Consider the following 19,288-nt stretch of genomic DNA (forward strand, 5'->3'; position numbering starts at 1 on the left):
AAGGACAACAATGTTCATGGTGGTGCGGCCGGTGCGGCCCCTCCTGTGCAGTGAGGTCGGTGCCTGTCAGGCAACGGGTCGTGGGTGTGCCGTGCGGGCACGCTCATCTGACGGCTCAGGTTACCGCCGGGTCATTTCGCGCGGTATCCGGAGACGAGTTGAGAATGTCACAGCGTCGTCAGTGTGGCGAGGTCGGGTCGGCGGGGCGGATCACCCGCTCGAGCACTCGCCCGGCGACGAGCCAGGCGAGTGCCCCGAGACCCCAGTTGAAGAGGGCGTTCTTGGTCTCGGCGTTGGTGGCCGTCCACTGCTTGATGCCGTCGTCGCGGTCGAAGACGCCCAGGTCGACCCGGTCGGCCGCGTCGAGGACGAACCTCACCAGGGCGTTGTCGGTGTTGGCGCCGAAGGCCACGAAGAGCGCTCCGAGGGCGAGCAGGAGCGCGGCGAGCGAGCAGACGACCCAGACCACCTGTGCCACGACGGTGCGGACTCGGGCGACCCTGCCGACGGTCGAGACCGACACGCTCAACGCCCTCGGAAGACGGCCTTGCCCGGCCCGTTCTCGACGAACGAGGCCATGCCGGTGCGCGCGTCCTCTGTGCCGAAGACCGCCGCGAAGCGGATCTTCTCGATCTCCAGACCCGTCGCCAGGTCGACCTCCAGACCCTGGTCGATCGCCTCCTTCGCAGCCCGCAGGGCGTACGACGCCCCCGTCGCGAACTGGCGGGCCCACGCGACCGCCTCCGCGTAGACGTCCGCTGCCGGCACCACCCGGTCGACCAGCCCGATCGCGAGCGCCTCCTCGGCCTTCACGAAGCGCCCGGTGTAGATGAGGTCCTTGGCGCGGCTGGGGCCGATCAGCCGGGCGAGCCGCTGGGTGCCACCAGCGCCGGGGATGAGCCCGAGCAGGATCTCGGGCTGGCCCAGAACGGCGTCGTCGGCGGCGAAGCGCAGGTCTGCGGCCAGCGCCAGCTCGCAGCCACCGCCGAGCGCATAGCCGGTGACGGCAGCGACGACAGGCTTCGGGATCCGGGCCACCGCGGTGGTGGCGGCCTGGACCGAGTCGCCGTGCGCCACCATGTCGGCGAAGGACAGCTCCGCCATCTCCTTGACGTCGTTGCCGGCCGCGAAGAGCCGCTCCCCGCCGTACAGGACGACCGCCTTGACGTCCTCGCGCGCCGCGGCTTCCTGGGCGACGGCCTCGAGCTCGGCCTGCACAGCGAAGCTGATCGCATTCATCTTCGGCCGGTCCAGGCGGATCGTGCCGACGCCGTCCTCGACCTCGAGGCGGACGAGCTCCATTCCTGACTCCCCTCTTTTGTCGACGACTCGCCTCTCGCGGCCGTCCGCCCCGCAGGGCAACGGAGACCCTAGTAGTCGTGGAAGCAGGGAGCGAGACGGGCATCGGTCACAATGGCCCGATGGTTCGATGGACGCAGCTGGGACAGACGGCGCGCGTGTGGCCCGGGCGCAACTGGCCTCTGGGCGCGACGTGGACGTGCGAGTCGACCAACTTCGCGGTCTATGCGCCCAGCGCGACGGCGATGTGGCTGTGCCTCTTCGACGACGAGGGTCACGAGTCCCGGCACGAGCTGACGGAGCAGTCCCTGGGCATCTGGCACGGCGCGCTGCCCGACGTCGCGCCGGGCACCCGCTACGGCTACCGCGCCGACGGCCCGTGGGACCCGGCCAACGGCCACCGGTTCAACCCGCACAAGCTGCTCCTCGACCCCTACGGCCTGGCCACCTCCGGCACGATCCACAACACGCCGGCGATCTTCGGCTACCAGTCGGACGCCCCCGACGAGATGGACCCCCAGGACTCGGCGCCGGTCACCGCGCGCTCGGTGGTCGTCGATCCCTCCTTCGACTGGGAGGGCGACACTCCGATGAAGACACGCTGGCGCGACACGGTCCTCTACGAGCTGCACGTGAAGGGCTTCACCCAGCTCCACGACCGTGTGCCGGAGCCGCTGCGAGGCACGTACGCCGGCCTCGGCACTGCGCCCGTCGTGGACTACCTCCGCGACCTCGGCGTCACTGCGGTCGAGCTGCTGCCGATCCACCAGTTCTTCTCCGAGCCGGCCCTGCTCGATCGCGGCCTGGTCAACTACTGGGGCTACAACACGGCGTCCTACTTCGCCCCGGACGCCTCCTACTCCTCCTCCGGCGACCGGGGACAGCAGGTCGCGGAGTTCAAGGAGATGGTCAAGGCACTCCACCGGGGCGGCATCGAGGTGATCCTCGACGTCGTCTACAACCACACCGCCGAGGCCGGACCCCAGGGTCCGACGCTGTCGTTCCGGGGTCTCGACGACAAGGGGTTCTACAAGCGGGTGCCAGCCAACCCCGCAGACTGGCACTTCGACGACACCTACTGGGACGTCACCGGGTGCGGCAACACCGTGAACACCTGGGACGACCTCGCGCTGCGGCTCATCCTCGACTCGCTGCGCTACTGGGTGACCGAGATGCACGTCGACGGGTTCCGCTTCGACCTGATGTCGGCCCTGACCCGCACGGGCACCGACATCGACTTCCACTGCGCGCTGCTCATCGCGATCGGGCAGGACCCGATCCTGCGGCACGTCAAGCTCATCGCCGAGCCGTGGGACGTCTCCATGGACGGCTATCTGGTGGGCCGCATGCCGCCGCCGTGGGTGGAGTGGAACGACCAGTTCCGCGACACGATCCGCGACTTCTGGCGTGGCCGGTCCGATGGGGTGCGCACGGTGGCGACCCGGCTGGCCGGCTCCGCTGACCTCTACGCCGACGACGGCCGCTCGGCGTACAACTCCGTCAACTTCGTCACCGCCCACGACGGCTTCACGCTGCGCGACCTGGTCTCCTACGACCGCAAGCACAACGAGGCCAACGGCGAGGACAACCGGGACGGGTCCAACGACAACCGCTCGTGGAACCACGGCGTCGAGGGCGAGACGACCGACGCCGACATCGTGGCGCTCCGGCGCCGGCAGGCGGCCAACCTGATGGTGATGCTGTGCCTGTCCAACGGGGTCCCGATGATCACCGCGGGTGACGAGCGCGGACGGACGCAGCGGGGCAACAACAACGCCTACTGCCAGGACAACGAGATCTCCTGGGTGGACTGGCGGCCCGAGGACGCCTGGCTCGACGTCTACGAGATCACCAAGACCGCGCTGCGACTGCGCCGCGACCACCCGGCGCTTCGGCAGCGGCACTGGTTCGAGGGCTCGCCGACCATCGAGGGCGGTCCCAAGGATCTCGCCTGGCTGCACCCCGACGGCCGCCTGATGACCGACGCCGACTGGGCCGACACCTCTCTGCGTGCCGTCGGCTCGTTCGTCTCCGGGGCTCCCTTGCGCGAGCCCGGTCCGCGCGGCGAGCAGCTGATCGACAGCTCGTTCCTGCTCTGGTTCAACGCCTCACCCGAGCCCCTCGACCTCACGTTGCCCGAGAACGACTGGGTGCAGTCGGGCGAGGTCGTGCTCTCGACCGACGAGAGGCTTCCCGCCGCCACCGCGGTGAAGGCCGGTCAGGAGCTCACGATGGGCCCGCGGACGGCGCTGGTCATCCGCAGCACCTGAGGGTCCTCAGCCCACCCACTCGAAGCGGTGCTCCGGGCGGCCGGTCGTGCCGTAGCGCAGCGTGAGCCGGACGCGGCCATCGCGCGCGAGGTCGGAGAGATAGCGCTGCGCGGTGGCCCGCGAGACGCCCGTCGCCTCGGCCACCTCGAGGGCCGTCACGGCCTCCTCGGACCCGCGAAGGACGTCGACGATCGACTCCGAGGTCACCGGCGAGCGACCCTTGCGGACCGACGCGACGGGGGCGTCAGCCGAGCGGATGGCCTGCAGCGCCCGGTCGACGAGGGTCTGGTCCACGTGTCCGGTGCCTTCGAGCATCCCCCAGAACCGGCGGAAGGCCTGCAGACGGCCGAGCAGCTCGGTCGGGCCGAAGGGCTTGACCAGGTAGTTCAGGGCGCCGGCTGACACGGCCCGGCGCACCACGCCGGCGTCGGCGGCCGCGCTCACCATGATCACGGCCGCGCCGAGCCTTCCGATCAGCGAGGACCCGGTGGCGTCGGGAAGGTACTCGTCCAGCAGGACGAGGTCGGGCGCCAGCTCCTCGGCCATCCGCAGGGCGTCCGCCGCGGTGTGGGCGCGGGCGACGACCTCGAAGTCGGGCAGCGAGTCGACATAGGAGGCATGCAGCCCGGCGACCCGGAAGTCGTCGTCCACCACGAGCACCCGGATCAACGCTGCGGCTCCGCTCTCACCACGCCCGTCTCGCTGAGGACTCCCGCCAGACGTGCTTCGAAGGCGGCCCCCCGCTCCGGGCCGCCGCGGTCGACCAGCCGGACGTCGCCGCCGTGAGCGCGAGCCGTGTGACGAGCCAGGGCGAGCCCGAGACCGTGCCCAGGACCCGCTCCCACCCGGGTCGTGAAGCCGCGGTCGAAGACGTGGGCCGCGTGCTCGGCCGAGACTCCGTCACCGCTGTCGACGACGTGCACGAGCAGGTCGCGCCCGTCGGCGAGGAGCGTGACGTCCACGGTGCGGGGCAGACGTGAGCCTCGCGCTGCGGCGCCGATCCCGTTGTCGATGAGGTTGCCGACGACCGTCACGGTGTCGAGCGGGTGCGCGACACGTCCTTCGAGCCAGGTCGCGTCGGTGACGCGCAGGAGCACCCCGGCCTCGGAGGCGGTCGCGGACTTCGCCGCCAGCAGACCGGAGAGGTAGGGGTCGTCGACGCCGCTGAGCCAAGTGCCGGCCTCGCTGAGCCCGGTCAGGTAGCTCTGCGCCGCGTCGACATCCCCGTGGTGCAGCATGCCGATCAGCGCGTGGAGGCGGTTGTGGTGCTCATGTGCCTGGGCGCGCAGGGCATCGGTGAGGGCCCGCGTCGCCTCGAGCTCGCCGGCCATCTCGTCGAGGTCGGTCCGGTCCCGGAGGATCAGCACGCTGCCGAGGTCGCGCTCGCCCCGGTGGACGGGCAGCCGGGTCGCGACGACGACACGGCCGCCGATGAGTCGCAGGGCGCCGGTCGGTGCCGGCTCCTCCTCGAACAGCGCCGCGGACTCGGGAGCCACCGCCGCGTCGGCGAGGCGTACGCCGGGCACCAGGTCGCTGCCCAGCAGCCGGCGCGCCTCAGGGTTGCTGACGGTGACGTTGCCGCGGCCGTCGACCGCCACCACGCCGTCGCGGACGCCACCGAGGACCGCCACGTGCTCTCGGACGAGATCCGCCATCTCCTCGGGCTGTAGACCGAGGGTGGTCCGTCGCAGCCGCCGCGCCAACGTGAAGGACCCGACCAGCCCGACAGCGAGCGGAACCAGAGCGACGAGGGCCAGGACCAGCGTGAGGGACCCGGCCTCGTGGGCCACCTCCGAGGTCGCGATGCCCACGCTCACCTCGCCGACCACCCGGCCTGAGTCGTCGCGCAGCGGCACCTTGCCGCGGGCGGAGTAGCCGAGCGTGCCGCGCTCGACCGCCACGACCTCGTGTCCGCTCAGCGCCTCGTCGGGACTGGTGCTCACCGGGCGGCCGACGTTGCTGGGGGTCGGGTGGCTGTAGCGGATGCCACGTGCGTCGGTGACCACGACGTACAGCGCACCGGTCTGCCGCCGGATCCGCTGAGCCTCGACCTGCACGGGTCCGTCCGTCGTGGGCCGGCCCGAGGTGACCTGGGTGGCGAGCCCGGGGAGCGCTGCCACGCTGCGCGCGATGGCCAGCGCCCGCTGTTCGTACTGCTTCTCCAGATCGCGCCGGACCACCGCTGTGGAGACCGCCAGGGAGAGCAGCACGACGACGCTGAGCAGGGCCACGAGTGCTACCACCGCCTGCGTCCCGAGAGCGAGCCGACGCGTCCTCATCACCACCGGAGTGTAACGACGATCACCCGCCCGAGCCCCGCTGAGCACAACGCGCAGAACGTCGTTTGTGTCGGGTTCGGGCACAAGTGGCGCAAGTCTGGTGACCGCCGTCACAGCACTCGTACGGTCCTGCGCCATGACCCCTCACCACCCACCGGGCACCCCTCGCTCGCTGAGCCCGGCGATCGCGCTGCGCGGCGCCACCAAGCGGTTCGGTTCGAAGGACGGCACGCCCTTCACCGCGATCCGTGACGTCACCCTCGACGTCGCGGCCGGCGAGTTCGTCGCCATCGTCGGACCCACCGGCTGCGGCAAGTCCACGACACTGTCACTCGTCTCCGGCCTGGAGCCGGCCTCCGACGGCACCGTGCACGTCGCGGGCCAGCCCGTGGTCGGCATCCCCGACGGCGTCGGCTACATGTTCCAGGGCGATGCGGTGCTGCCCTGGAAGAACGTCCTCGACAACGTCGGCCTCGGCCTGCGCTTCCGGGGCGTGAGCCGTCGTGAGGCCGACGAGCAGGCCCGCGACTGGATCACGCGGGTCGGGCTCGCCGGCTTCGAGGACCGCTACCCCCACCAGCTCTCCGGCGGCATGCGCAAGCGCGTCGCGATGGCCCAGTCGCTCATCACCGAGCCCTCGGTCCTCCTGCTCGACGAGCCCTTCGGCGCCCTCGACGTGCAGACGCGCGAGCTGATGCAGGACGAGCTGCTGAACCTCTGGTCGGGCAGCGGTGCCGCGTGCGTCTTCGTCACCCACGACCTCACCGAGGCGATCAGCCTCGCCGATCGCGTCGTGGTGATGACGGCCGGCCCGGCCACCGTCAAGGACATCGTCCGCGTGGACCTCCCCCGCCCCCGCCGCGTCGAGGAGATCCGGCTGACGCCGGAGTTCATCGAGCTCTACAAGCGGATCTGGGACAGCCTGCGCGAAGAAGTCGAGATCACCCGGGCGAGAGGAGCCTCCCGTGTCGCATGACACCGCCACCCCCGTCGGCGCCGCCGGCAGCCCCGCCGGCAGCCCTGCCGGCACCCCCGCGAGCAGCAACGCCAGTGAGGCGGGCCGCGCGAGGCGCATGGCCGGGAAGCGGTCCGGCCGGCGACGGTCGTGGGGGGTGTACGCCGTCCGCGTCGCCCTGGTCGTCGCCTGGCTGGGCTCCTGGGAGCTCGCGGCACGCACCGTGATCGACCCGTTCTACTACTCCATGCCGAGCCAGATCTGGAACCGGCTCGTCGACTGGTTCACCGCAGGCACCTCCCAGGGCTCGATCTGGACCAACATCGCGGCCACCCTCGAGGAGGCCGTGCTCGGCTTCGTCCTCGGCACGATCGCGGGCGTCGTGCTCGGCGTCGTGCTCGGCCGGAGCCGGTTCTTCGCCGACGTACTCGCGCCGTTCATCAAGGGCGCGAACGCGATCCCCCGCATCGTGCTGGCCTCGCTCTTCGTCATCTGGTTCGGACTCGGCATGGAGTCGAAGGTCGCCACCGCGTTCGTGCTGGTGTTCTTCGCGGTCTTCTTCAACTCCTTCCAGGGCGCCCGCGAGGTCGACCGCCTGCTGGTCGACAACTCCCGGATCCTGGGCGCCAGCCGGTGGCAGCTCATGCGCAGCGTCATCCTGCCCAGCGCCACCTCCTGGATCCTCGCCAGCATGCACGTCGCCTTCGGCTTCGCGTTGATCGGCGCGATCGTCGGCGAGTTCACCGGCGCCGACAAGGGCCTGGGTCTCCTCATCAACCACGCCCAGGGCAACTTCGACGCGGCCGGGATCTACGCCGGGATGCTCATCACCACCGTGCTCGCGCTCGGCGCCGAGTGGCTCATCACGCAGCTCGAGACGCGCCTGACCTCCTGGCGGCCGGCCTCCCACACCGCCTCCGCCGGCATCTGACGGCACTCCCTCCCACGACCAGTAGAAGGACATCTCCATGAAGCAGCACACCCACCGGATCATCGCCGGCACCATCGCGGCCGCGGCCGTGACCACCTCGCTCACCGCCTGCCGCGGCGGCAGCAGCACCGCCGACAGCAGCTCCGGCACGCCGAAGGTCAGCATCATGGTCGGCGGCATCGACAAGGTGATCTACCTGCCGGCGAAGCTCACCGAGCAGCTCGGCTACTTCTCCGACGCCGGCGTGGACGTCGATCTCAAGACCGAGCCGTCCGGCGCGAGCGCCGAGAACGTGATGCTGTCGGGCCAGGTGGACGGCGTGGTCGGCTTCTACGACCACGCGATCACGCTCCAGGCGCAGGACAAGTGCGTCGAGAGCGTCGTCCAGCTCGCCAAGGTGCCAGGCGAGGCGGAGGTCGTCGCCACCAAGTCCGCCGGGGTCGCGACCGCTGCGGACTTCAAGGGCAAGCGGCTCGGCGTCACGTCGCCGGGCTCGTCGACCGACTACCTCACGCAGTATCTCGCGACGAAGAACGGCATCGACACCAAGGACTACGCGACCGTCACAGCCGGGGCCGGCTCCACCTTCATCGCGGCCCTCCAGAACGGCGGCATCGATGCCGGCATGACCACCGACCCGACGATCGCCACCGCGGTCGACAAGGGCCTGGGCAAGGTCCTCATCGACATGCGCACCGAGGAGGGCACGCAGAAGGCCCTCGGCGGCCTCTACCCGGCTGCCTCGCTCTACATGACCTGCGACTACGTCGAGAAGAACCCCAAGACCGTGCAGAAGGTGGCCGACGCGTTCGTGAAGACGATGAAGTGGATGAGCTCGCACTCCGCGGCCGACATCGCCGCGAAGATGCCGAAGGACTACGCCGGCGGCAACCCGGCCCTCTACGAGAAGTCGATCAAGGACTCCTCGCCGATGTTCACCACGGACGGCCGGATGCCCGACGGCGGCCCCCAGACCGTCCTCGGCGTCCTCGGCACTTTCAGCGACACGGTGAAGGCCAAGAAGGACTCCATCGACCTGTCCAAGACCTACACCACGAAGTTCGTCGACGCAGCCCAGTGACGGGGTCGCCGAGCAGTCACAGATGACCGCCTGAGAACCGCCGAGCAGTCACAGATGACCGCCTAAGAACCGCCCAGCAGTCACAGATGACCGCCTGAGAACCGCCGAGCAGTCACAGATGACCGCCTAAGAACCGCCCAGCAGTCACAGATGACCGCCTGAGAACCGCCGAGCGGACGCAGATGTTCACCTCAGAGTGATCATCTGCGTCCGCTCAGCGCGTATCTGGCGGTCATCTGCGTCTGCTCGGCGTACTCCAGGGCGAGTATCTGGGACTGCTCGCCTCGCGTCAGGCGGTGGCGACGACCCCCAGCTCGGCGTACGACGCCAGATGTCCGTTGCGCGGGACGACGCGCACCGTGTAGCCGAACGGACCGGAGTGGTCGAGGACGACCTCACCCTCGAAGCAGTGCCGCCCGCCCTCGTAGGACTCCGTGAGCACGAGGATCGTCTGAGCCGTGTCGGTCAGCACGTCGTCGGCGTCGGCGCGGCCGTGCACCAGCTGCACGTCGACGTCGGCGGGGGTGAGCTCGCCCAGGGCGACGAAGGCCCGCACGCACAGCACCGCGCCGACCTCGGGGGCGTCGCCGACGCCGCTGCTCTCCACGTGCTCGACGCGCACCTGCGGCCAGGCGCCCTTCACGTGCTGCTTCCAGGCGGCGAGCTCACGGGCGCCGGCGTAGTCGGCGTTGAGCGATCGGGCGTTGTCGGCCGCGGGCGTGTAGAGCTGGCGGACGTAGTCGCGCACCATCCGCGTGGCGAGCACCTTCGGGCCGAGCGACTTCAGCGTGTGGCGCAGCATCTCCATCCAGCGCGTGGGGACGCCGTCGTGGTCGGTGTCGTAGAACCGCGGCGCGATCTCGTGCTCGATGAGGTCGTAGAGCGCCGAGGCCTCGAGGTCGTCGCGCCGGTCGGGATCGTCGAGACCGTCGGCGGACGGGATGGCCCAGCCGTTCTGGCCGTCGTACCACTCGTCCCACCAGCCGTCGAGGATGGACAGGTTGAGCCCCCCGTTGAGGGCGGCCTTCATGCCGGAGGTGCCGCAGGCCTCATAGGGGCGCAGCGGGTTGTTGAGCCAGACGTCGCAGCCGGGGTAGAGCGGCTGCGCCATCGCGATGTCGTAGTTGGGCAGGAACACGATCCGGTGCCGCACCTCAGGGTCGTCGGCGAAGCGGACCATCTCCTGGATGAGCCGCTTGCCGCCGTCGTCGGCGGGGTGCGACTTGCCGGCGATCACGAGCTGCACCGGACGCTCGGGGTCCAGCAGCAGCCGCTTGAGCCGCGCGGGGTCGCGCAGCATGAGGGTCAGCCGCTTGTACGACGGCACGCGGCGCGCGAACCCGATCGTGAGCACGTCCGGGGAGAGCACGTCGTCGATCCAGCCGAGCTCGGCGCCGGCCGCACCGCGCTTCTCCCAGGACTTGCGCAGCCGCCGGCGCGCGTCGTGCACGAGCGTGTCCCGCAGCTGCCGCTTGACCGCCCAGATCTGGTCGGCGGGCGCCTTGTCGGCCGCGCTCCAGTAGGAGTCGAGGTCCGCCGGGTCCGCCCCGACCTGGGCCGCGAGGTCGAACAGCTCCCGGGCGACCCACGTCGGCGCGTGCACCCCGTTGGTGATGGACCCGATCGGCACCTCGGCCTCGTCGAAGGCCGGCCACAGTCCCTTGAACATCCCGCGCGAGACCTGACCGTGCAGTTGGGACACGCCGTTGGCGCGCTGCGCGAGCCGGAAGCCCATGACCGCCATGTTGAAGACCGACGGGTCCCCGCCCTCGTAGTCCTCGGCGCCGAGTGCGAGCACCCGCTCCACCGGCACGCCGGGCGTGACGCCGGAGCCCTCGGCGAAGTACTGCTCCACGAGGGTGTGCGGGAAGCGGTCGATGCCCGCCGGGACCGGCGTGTGGGTGGTGAAGACGGTCGAGGCACGCCCGACCTCCAGCGCGGTCTCGAAGTCGAGCTGCGGGCCGCCCTCGGCGACGGTCAGCTCGCGGATCCGCTCCAGGCCGAGGAAGCCGGCATGGCCCTCGTTGGTGTGGAAGACGTCCGGCGCCGGTGCCCCGGTGATGCGGGAGTAGACGCGAAGAGCCCGCACACCGCCCACGCCGAGCAGCAGCTCCTGACGCAGCCGGTGCTCGCTGTTGCCGCCGTAGAGCCGGTCGGTCACGTCGACGTAGTGGTCGGGATTGCCCTCGACGTCGGTGTCGAGCATGAGCAGCGGCACTCGCCCGACGCTGGCCACCCAGATCCGCGCGACGAGGTCGGGGCCCCCCGGAAGGGCGAGCGAGATGGTCGCCGGGGTGCCGTCGGCCTCCCGCAGCGCCGAGATCGGCAGGCCGTCGGGGTCGAGCACCGGGTAGGTCTCCTGCTGCCAGCCGTCGCGGGAGAGCGCCTGCTGGAAGTAGCCGTGCTTGTAGAGCAGCCCCACGCCGATGATCGGCACGCCGAGGTCGCTGGCCGCCTTGAGGTGGTCGCCGGCGAGGATGCCGAGACCGCCGGAGTACTGCGGGAGCACGGCCGTGATGCCGAACTCGGGCGAGAAGTAGCCGATCGCGCGGGGCCCGCCGGCCCCCTCCTTCTGCACCGTCCGCTGGAACCAGCGGTCCTCGGTGAGGTAGCGCTCGAGGTCCGCTTCCGCCTCTCCCAGGCGGGCGAGGAAGCCGGGGTCGGCGGCCAGCTCGGTCAGACGCGCCCGGCTGACGGCACCGAGCAGACGCACCGGGTCGCGCCCGGTCGACTCCCACAGCTCGGGGTCGACGGCGGCGAAGACATCCTGTGCAGGTGGGTGCCACGACCACCTCAGGTTGCCGGCGAGGGTGCCGAGGGCAGCCAGGGGCGCAGGGAGCACGGGACGGACGGTGAAGCGACGGATCGCACGCATGGACCCGACGCTAGCCCACTTTGCTTGGATCGATCCAACATGGGGCGAAGATCAGCCTGAGAGGCATGACACAGCCCTCGGCTGGATAGTTTGATCCCATGGTCGGACGCATCCCTGTGCTGGACGTGCACCCCGTTGTCGATCTCGGTCGGCAACCGGCGAAGGCGACTGTCGGCGAGCCGTTCCCGGTCCGCGCGACGGTCTTCCGAGAAGGGCACGACCTGCTCGGCGTCGACGTCGTGCTGATCGACCCCACCGGCACCAGACGGTCCCCGGTCCGGATGGTGGAGATCGGCCCGCGCAGCGACCGCTACGAGGCCTGGGTGACCCCGGACGTCCCAGGACCGTGGACCTTCGAGATCCAGTCCTGGTCGGACCCGATCGGCACGTGGCTGCACGATGCTCCCCTCAAGATCGACGCCGGCGTCGACGTGGACCTCATGTTCACCGAGGGCAGGCTGCTGCTCGAGCGGGTCCTCGGCGACCCGACGCTGTCGGCCACGGACGCGGCGACCCTCAAGGCCGCCGTCGATGCCGCGAATGACGCCACGCGGCCCGAGGCGGCGCGCCTCGCCGTGATGACCGCACCCGACCTCGTGCAGGTCCTGCGGGCGCACCCCGTGCGCGAGCTCGTGACGACGGAGGGTCCCTACCCGGCGTACGCCGACCGCTGGCGGGCACTGTTCGGCAGCTGGTACGAGTTCTTCCCCCGCTCCGAGGGTGCCGCTCCCGACGAGAACGGCGTCATGCGCAGCGGCACCTTCCGCACCGCGGCCGAGCGTCTCGACGCCGTCGCCGCGATGGGGTTCGACATCGTCTACCTGCCCCCGATCCACCCCATCGGCGAGGTCAACCGCAAGGGCCCTAACAACACGCTCACGCCCGGACCCGACGACGTCGGCAGCCCGTGGGCGATCGGCTCCAAGGACGGCGGCCACGACGCCATACACCCCGACCTGGGCACCTCTGCGGACTTCGACGCCTTCGTCGCCCGAGCCGGTGAGCTCGGCCTCGAGGTCGCGCTCGACCTGGCCCTCCAGGCGGCGCCCGACCACCCGTGGGCGACCTCCCACCGGGAGTGGTTCACCACGCGTGCCGACGGATCCATCGCCTACGCGGAGAACCCGCCGAAGAAGTACCAGGACATCTACCCGATCAACTTCGACAACGACCCGAGCGGCATCGCCCAGGAGGTGCTCCGCGTCGTCCGCGTGTGGATGTCGCACGGCGTGCGCATCTTCCGGGTCGACAACCCGCACACCAAGCCGGTCGCGTTCTGGGAGTGGCTCCTGCGCGAGGTGCGTCGCACCGACCCCGACGTGCTCTTCCTGTCCGAGGCCTTCACCCGGCCCGCGATGATGCACGCCCTGGGCGCCGTCGGCTTCCACCAGTCCTACACCTACTTCACCTGGCGGGTGGAGAAGGGCGAGATCGAGGACTACCTCGTCGAGGTCTCCTCGGAGTCCGACCACCTGATGCGCCCGAACTTCTTCGTCAACACCCCCGACATCCTGCACGCCTCCCTGCAGTACGGCGGGCCCGCAGCCTTCAAGATCCGCGCCACGCTGGCGGCCATGGGGTCGCCGTCCTGGGGCGTGTACGCCGGCTATGAGCTGTTCGAGCACGTGGCGGTGCGTCCGGGCAGCGAGGAGTACCTCGACTCCGAGAAGTACCAACTGCGTCCCCGGGACTGGGAGGCGGCCGAGCGCGAAGGGAGGACGCTTGCGCCGTACCTGACCCTGCTCAACGAGATCCGCCGTGCGCACCCCGCCCTCCAGCTGCTGCGCAACCTCAAGGTGCACTGGTCCGACGACGACCACACCCTGGTCTTCACCAAGCAGGCGGACTCGGCGTCGGGCCGCGACACCGTCATCGTGGTGATCAACCTCGACCCGCACGGCGTGCGCGAGACGATGGTCCACCTCGACCTCGACGCACTCGGCCTGCCGGAGAGCTTCGTCGTGCACGACGAGATCACCGGCGCCGACTGGACCTGGGGGCGCGACAACTACGTCCGGCTGGACCCGGGCCGGGAGACCGCGCACGTGCTCAGCGTCCGGGAGGTCCGATGACCGAGCAGCCGGTCGTCGACAACGACGCCCCCCACGGCGGGATCGTGAGTGAGGAGCCGTTCCCCGACTCCCCCGGCATCGACCATCAGGGCGAGCCGGAGTGGTTCAAGTCGGCGGTGTTCTACGAGGTGCTCGTCCGCTCCTTCAAGGACTCCAACGGGGACGGGACCGGCGACTTCAAGGGGCTGACCGAGAAGCTCGACTACCTCGCCTGGCTCGGCGTGGACTGCCTCTGGCTGCCGCCCTTCTTCCCCAGCCCGCTGCGGGACGGGGGATACGACGTCGCCGACTTCACCGGCGTGCTGCCCGAGGTCGGGACGATCGAGGACTTCCAGCAGCTGCTGGTGGCCGCGCACGAGCGCGGGCTCCGGGTCATCATCGACTTCGTCGTCAACCACACCAGCGACGCCCACCCGTGGTTCCAGGAGAGCCGCAGGGATCCGCAGGGCCCGTACGGCGACTACTACGTCTGGTCCGACTCCGACGAGCTCTACTCCGACGCCCGGGTGATCTTCGTCGACACCGAGCCGTCGAACTGGACCTGGGACCCGGTGCGCCAGCAGTACTTCTGGCACCGGTTCTTCTCCCACCAGCCGGACCTCAACTACGAGAACCCGAAGGTGGCCGAGGACATCCTGGACGCGATGCGGTTCTGGCTCGACATGGGCCTGGACGGGTTCCGGCTCGACGCGGTGCCCTACCTGTTCGAGGCCGAGGGCACCAACGGGGAGAACCTCCCGGAGACCCATGAGTTCCTGCGCAGGGTCCGCCGCATGGTCGACGACGAGTATCCCGGCACCGTCCTCCTCGCCGAGGCCAACCAGTGGCCGGCCGACGTGGTCGACTACTTCGGCGACTTCGCCTCCGGCGGCGACGAGTGCCACATGTGCTTCCACTTCCCGGTGATGCCGCGCATCTTCATGGCGGTGCGGCGCGAGTCGCGGTTCCCCATCAGCGAGATCCTCGAGCAGACGCCGCCCATCCCGAGCGGCTGCCAGTGGGGCATCTTCCTGCGCAACCACGACGAGCTGACGCTCGAGATGGTCACCGACGAGGACCGCGACTACATGTGGGCGGAGTACGCCAAGGACCCGCGCATGAAGGCCAACATCGGCATCCGCCGCCGGCTGGCGCCGTTGCTGGACAACGACGTCAACCAGATGGAGCTCTTCACCGCGCTCCTCCTCTCCTTGCCGGGGTCGCCGGTGCTGTACTACGGCGACGAGATCGGCATGGGCGACAACATCTGGCTCGGCGACCGCGACGGCGTCCGGACCCCGATGCAGTGGTCGGGCGACCGCAACGCCGGCTTCTCGGTCGCCAACCCGGGGCGTCTGGACCGGCCGGTGGTCCAGGACCCCGTCTACGGCTACCAAGCGGTCAACGTCGAGGCGCAGCTCGAGGACTCCTCCAGCCTGCTGCAGTGGACGCGCCGGCTGATCCACGCCCGCAAGCAGCATGCTGCCTTCGGGCTCGGCAGCTTCACCGACCTGGGCGGCTCCAACCCGTCGGTGCTCTCCTACTCCCGCGAGCACCTCGCAGCGGACGGCAGAAGCGACGTCATCCTCTGCGTCAACAACCTCTCCCGCTTCCCCCAGCCGGTCCAGCTGGACCTGCGCCGCTTCGAGGGCATGGTGCCCATCGAGCTGATCGGCGGTGTCCCGTTCCCGGCCATCGGCGAGCTGCCCTACCTGCTCACCCTGGGTGGGTACGGGTTCTACTGGTTCAGGCTGACCCGTCCGGAGGCCGCGCCGGTCGAGCCGGGCACGAGCCCGTCCGAGGAGGAGCTGCTGTGACCCAGACGCCCGTGTCAGCCGACCACCTCGACCGCGAGGTCTTCGCCGACTACCTCACGCGCACCCGCTGGTTCGGCGGCAAGGGCCGGACCTTCGAGGTGAGCGGCATCCGCGTCCTCGGCGAGGTGCCTGGCCGCGTCGAGAGCAGCCCGCGGGTCCTCGTCCATCTGGTGGAGGTGACCTACGCTGACCCCGCCGGCGGCGCAGGCACGGAGACCGAGCTCTACCAGGTCCCGCTCGCGCTCTACCAGCATCCCCAGGGCCGGCTCGACCACGCCTTCATCGGCTGGTGGGAGGATCCCGCGCTCGGCTGGGTGCACGCCTACGACGCCGTCCACGACCGGGAGGCGATGGCGTGCTGGCTGCGCTCGTTCGACGCCGCCGCGAGCCGACCGGTCGACGGGCCGCTCGCCTTCCATCGGCTCCCGGGGCATCAGCTCGACCGGGCCGCACACTCCTCGCTCTTCTCCGGCGAGCAGTCGAACTCGTCGGTCGCCTTCGGCGAGGACGCTCTCATGAAGATCTTCCGCAAGGTGACCCCCGGCGTGAACCCCGACATCGAGATCCACAAGACCCTGACCGAGGTCGGGTCCGAGCACGTCGCCGCCCTCTACGGCTGGCTCGAGACCGCGACGGCCGGCGACGAGCCGGTCATGCAGCTCGCGATGCTGCAGCAGTTCCTGCGAACCGCGACCGACGGCTGGGACCTGGCCCTCGCGAGCGTGCGGAGCCTGCTGGGCAGCCCGGAGCTGCACGCAACAGAGTCGGGGGGCGACTTCGCCCCCGAGGCAACGAGGCTGGGCGAGGCGGTCGCCGCCGTGCACCGTCAGCTCGCCACGACCTTCCCCACGCAGACGCGGGGCCCCGAGGCCACGGCGGCACTCGCCGCGGCCATGGGTGACCGGCTCGACCGCGCCCTCAACGTGGTACCGGAGCTGGCGGCGCACGCCGACCGCCTGCACGCGCTCTTCACTCGGGTCGCCGACCTCGGCTCGCTCGAGGTGCAGCGCATCCACGGTGACCTGCACCTGGGCCAGACGCTGCGCACCGCCAAGGGCTGGAAGATCGTCGACTTCGAGGGCGAGCCCGCCAAGCGGCTGGACGAGCGCACCCTGCCCGACTCGCCCTGGCGCGACGTCGCGGGCATGCTGCGCTCCTTCGACTACGCACCGCGCTCGGTCGAGCACAGCCAGCCCAGCGGCGAGGGCGACCAGGAGCTCGCGGAGCTGCGCCGCATGCGCGCGGCCGAGTGGGCCAACCGGAACCGCAACCACTTCCTGGTGGCGTACGGCGGCGACCTGACCGTCGAGAAGCGGATCCTGCTCGAGGCCTACGTCGCCGACAAGGCCGTGTACGAGACCGTCTATGAGGCGCGCAACCGCCCGAGCTGGCTGACCATCCCGCTCGAGGCGCTCGCGCAGATCGGAGCTGATGCGAAGTGAGCGCATCCACCACTGCTCGTCCCATCGAGAGCCACGAGCTCGACAGTCTGGTCGAGGGACGCCACGCGGCGCCGCACTCCGTCCTCGGCCCCCATCCGTACGACGGCGCGGTGACCGTCCGCGCGCTCAAGCCGCTGGCCTCGACGGTCGTGGTCCGCTACCGCGTCGACGGCGACTGGAGCGAGGCCGAGCTCCGCCACGAGCGCGAGGGTGTCTGGGTGGGGGTGCTGCCCGTCGCCGAGGTGCCCGACTATCGCCTGCTGGTGACCTACGGCGACCACTCCCTCGAGGTCGACGACCCCTACCGCTTCCTGCCGACCCTCGGCGAGGTCGACCAGCACCTCATCCGCGAAGGACGCCACGAGCAGCTCTGGAAGGTGCTCGGCGCGCGGGTGCACCACTACGAGTCACCGGGCGGCCCGGACGTCACCGGCACCTCGTTCGCCGTCTGGGCGCCGCGTGCCTACGGCGTCCGGCTCGAGGGCGACTTCAACAGCTGGGACGGCCGCGAGCACCCGATGCGGCAGCTCGGCGAGTCCGGCGTGTGGGAGCTGTTCGTCCCCGCGGTGGGCACCGGCACCCGCTACAAGTTCATCATCCTCGGCGCCGACCAGCACTGGCGCGAGAAGGCCGACCCGATGGCGGCCTGGGCCGAGGTGCCGCCGAACACCTCCTCGATGGTCTTCGAGTCCCGCTACTCCTGGGGCGACCAGGAGTGGATGCAGGCGCGCCCGGCCAAGCAGCCGGTCGCCGAGCCGATGTCGGTCTACGAGGTGCACCTGGGCTCGTGGCGACGGCATCGCTCCTACGCCGACCTCGCCGAGGAGCTGGTCGGCTACGTCAGCGACCTGGGATTCACCCACGTCGAGCTCATGCCGGTGATGCAGCACCCCTTCGGCGGGTCGTGGGGCTACCACGTGACGTCCTACTTCGCCCCCGACTCCCGGCTCGGCACGCCTGACGACTTCCGCTACCTCGTCGACCGGCTGCACCAGGCCGGTGTGGGCGTGATCCTCGACTGGGTGCCCGGGCACTTCGCGACCGACGAGTGGGCACTGGCCCGCTTTGACGGCGCGCCGCTCTACGAGCACCCCGACCCCCGCCGGGGCTGGCATCAGGAATGGGGCTCGCACATCTTCGACTTCGGCCGCCCCGAGGTGCGCAACTTCCTCTACGCCAACGCGATCTACTGGCTCGAGGAGTTCCATGCCGACGGCCTCCGCGTCGACGGTGTCGCCTCGATGCTCTACCTCGACTACGCCCGCAACGAGGGCGAGTGGGAGCCGAACATCCACGGGGGGCGGGAGAACCTCGAGGCGGTCCAGTTCCTCCAGGAGATGAACGCGACGTCCTACAAGCGGGTTCCCGGCATCACGACGGTCGCCGAGGAGTCGACCTCCTGGCCCGGGGTCACCCGAGCGACCGACGAGGGCGGCCTCGGCTTCGGCTTCAAGTGGAACATGGGCTGGATGCACGACACGCTCGACTACCTGGCGCGTGACCCCGTCCACCGGTCCTGGCACCACCACGACATGACCTTCGCCCTGACCTATGCCTGGTCAGAGAACTACGTCCTCCCCCTTTCGCACGACGAGGTCGTGCACGGCAAGGGCTCGCTGCTGCGCAAGATGCCAGGCGACCGCTGGCGCCAGCTCGCCAACCTGCGCGCCTACCTTGCGTTCATGTGGGCGCACCCGGGCAAGCAGCTGCTCTTCATGGGGTCGGAGTTCGGCCAGGAGTCCGAATGGGCGGAGTCTCGCGAGCTCGACTGGTGGCTGCTCGACCACCCCGAGCACCGCGGTCTGCACTCGCTGGTCCGCGACCTGAACCGCACCTACCGCGAGACACCCGCACTCTGGGCGCTCGACAGCTCCCCCGCCGGCTTCGCGTGGATCGACGCCGACGACACCTCGGGCAACGTCTACTCCTTCATCCGCCGCGACGGAGAGGGGCACGAGCTGGTCTGCGTGGCGAACTTCGCGGCGCTCCCCCACCACGGCTACCGGCTCGGGTTGCCGGCCGCCGGCGCGTGGGAGGAGGTCCTCAACACCGACGCCGACCTCTACAGCGGCTCAGGCGTGGGGAACTTCGGATCCGTCACGGCCGTCGCCGAGGAGCACCGTGGCTGGCCGGCGTACGCCGACCTGCAGGTGCCCCCGCTCGGCACGCTGTGGCTGCGCCGCGCCGCGGCGCCCGAGTCCGACGAACCGGCCGACGCAGACGCCGCCGTCCAGGCGGCGCTGGAGGAGGACCCGCAGGAGGACACGCCGACCTCGTAGCGGTGGGTC

13 protein-coding genes are annotated in these 19,288 nt (G+C 70.4%); 8 read left to right on the forward strand and 5 right to left on the reverse strand.

From position 1 onward, the window contains the following. Positions 1-178: 178 nt before the first annotated feature. Positions 179-523, reverse strand: a complete 345-nt coding sequence (locus tag ACYQ1K_RS07400; RefSeq protein WP_459982189.1) for a hypothetical protein — start codon at positions 521-523, stop codon at positions 179-181. A gap of 2 nt (positions 524-525) precedes the next feature. Next, positions 526-1,302, reverse strand: a complete 777-nt coding sequence (locus ACYQ1K_RS07405; RefSeq protein WP_459982190.1) for an enoyl-CoA hydratase/isomerase family protein — start codon at positions 1,300-1,302, stop codon at positions 526-528. Between the two features lie 119 nt (positions 1,303-1,421). Between ACYQ1K_RS07405 and glgX the strand changes: the two genes are divergently transcribed. Beyond that, complete coding sequence (gene glgX, locus ACYQ1K_RS07410) at positions 1,422-3,569, forward strand: glycogen debranching protein GlgX (RefSeq protein ID WP_459982191.1); 2,148 nt, start codon at positions 1,422-1,424, stop codon at positions 3,567-3,569. A gap of 6 nt (positions 3,570-3,575) precedes the next feature. Here glgX and ACYQ1K_RS07415 read toward each other — a convergent pair whose 3' ends face one another. Further along, a complete protein-coding gene (locus tag ACYQ1K_RS07415; RefSeq protein WP_459982192.1) occupies positions 3,576-4,220 on the reverse strand; it encodes a response regulator in 645 nt (214 codons plus the stop codon). A gap of 14 nt (positions 4,221-4,234) precedes the next feature. After that, positions 4,235-5,848 (reverse strand): sensor histidine kinase, encoded by a 1,614-nt coding sequence (locus tag ACYQ1K_RS07420; protein ID WP_459982432.1) that lies wholly within the window; start codon positions 5,846-5,848, stop codon positions 4,235-4,237. Positions 5,849-5,984: 136 nt separating this feature from the next. On the opposite strand from ACYQ1K_RS07420, the gene ACYQ1K_RS07425 reads away from it, so the two are divergent. Genes ACYQ1K_RS07425 through ACYQ1K_RS07435 form a run of 3 tightly spaced genes read left to right on the forward strand, consistent with a single transcriptional unit; the run spans position 5,985 to position 8,815 of the window. Continuing rightward, complete coding sequence (locus ACYQ1K_RS07425; RefSeq protein ID WP_459982193.1) at positions 5,985-6,824, forward strand: ABC transporter ATP-binding protein; 840 nt, start codon at positions 5,985-5,987, stop codon at positions 6,822-6,824. Beyond that, entirely contained in the window at positions 6,814-7,734 is a 921-nt protein-coding gene (locus ACYQ1K_RS07430) for an ABC transporter permease (protein ID WP_459982194.1), read from the forward strand. The genes ACYQ1K_RS07425 and ACYQ1K_RS07430 overlap by 11 nt, the downstream gene beginning before the upstream one ends. A gap of 37 nt (positions 7,735-7,771) precedes the next feature. Continuing rightward, positions 7,772-8,815: an ABC transporter substrate-binding protein gene (locus ACYQ1K_RS07435; RefSeq protein WP_459982195.1), complete on the forward strand. Its 1,044-nt coding sequence runs from the start codon at positions 7,772-7,774 to the stop codon at positions 8,813-8,815. Positions 8,816-9,104: 289 nt separating this feature from the next. Here the strand turns inward: ACYQ1K_RS07435 and glgP are convergent, their stop codons facing one another. Next, positions 9,105-11,690 (reverse strand): alpha-glucan family phosphorylase, encoded by a 2,586-nt coding sequence (gene glgP, locus ACYQ1K_RS07440; protein ID WP_459982196.1) that lies wholly within the window; start codon positions 11,688-11,690, stop codon positions 9,105-9,107. 98 nt (positions 11,691-11,788) lie between these two features. On the opposite strand from glgP, the gene ACYQ1K_RS07445 reads away from it, so the two are divergent. Genes ACYQ1K_RS07445 through glgB form a run of 4 tightly spaced genes read left to right on the forward strand, consistent with a single transcriptional unit; the run spans position 11,789 to position 19,279 of the window. Then, positions 11,789-13,762, forward strand: coding sequence for an alpha-1,4-glucan--maltose-1-phosphate maltosyltransferase (locus tag ACYQ1K_RS07445; RefSeq protein ID WP_459982197.1), 1,974 nt, complete (start codon positions 11,789-11,791; stop codon positions 13,760-13,762). After that, positions 13,759-15,558, forward strand: a complete 1,800-nt coding sequence (gene treS / locus ACYQ1K_RS07450) for a maltose alpha-D-glucosyltransferase (protein ID WP_459982198.1) — start codon at positions 13,759-13,761, stop codon at positions 15,556-15,558. Before ACYQ1K_RS07445 ends, treS begins: the two co-directional genes overlap by 4 nt. After that, positions 15,555-17,000, forward strand: a complete 1,446-nt coding sequence (locus ACYQ1K_RS07455) for a maltokinase N-terminal cap-like domain-containing protein (RefSeq protein ID WP_459982199.1) — start codon at positions 15,555-15,557, stop codon at positions 16,998-17,000. The genes treS and ACYQ1K_RS07455 overlap by 4 nt, the downstream gene beginning before the upstream one ends. Continuing rightward, positions 16,997-19,279, forward strand: a complete 2,283-nt coding sequence (glgB, locus tag ACYQ1K_RS07460; protein ID WP_459982200.1) for a 1,4-alpha-glucan branching protein GlgB — start codon at positions 16,997-16,999, stop codon at positions 19,277-19,279. Before ACYQ1K_RS07455 ends, glgB begins: the two co-directional genes overlap by 4 nt. The last annotated feature ends 9 nt before the right edge of the window (positions 19,280-19,288 follow it).

The sequence above is a fragment of the Nocardioides sp. AN3 genome (assembly GCF_054653495.1).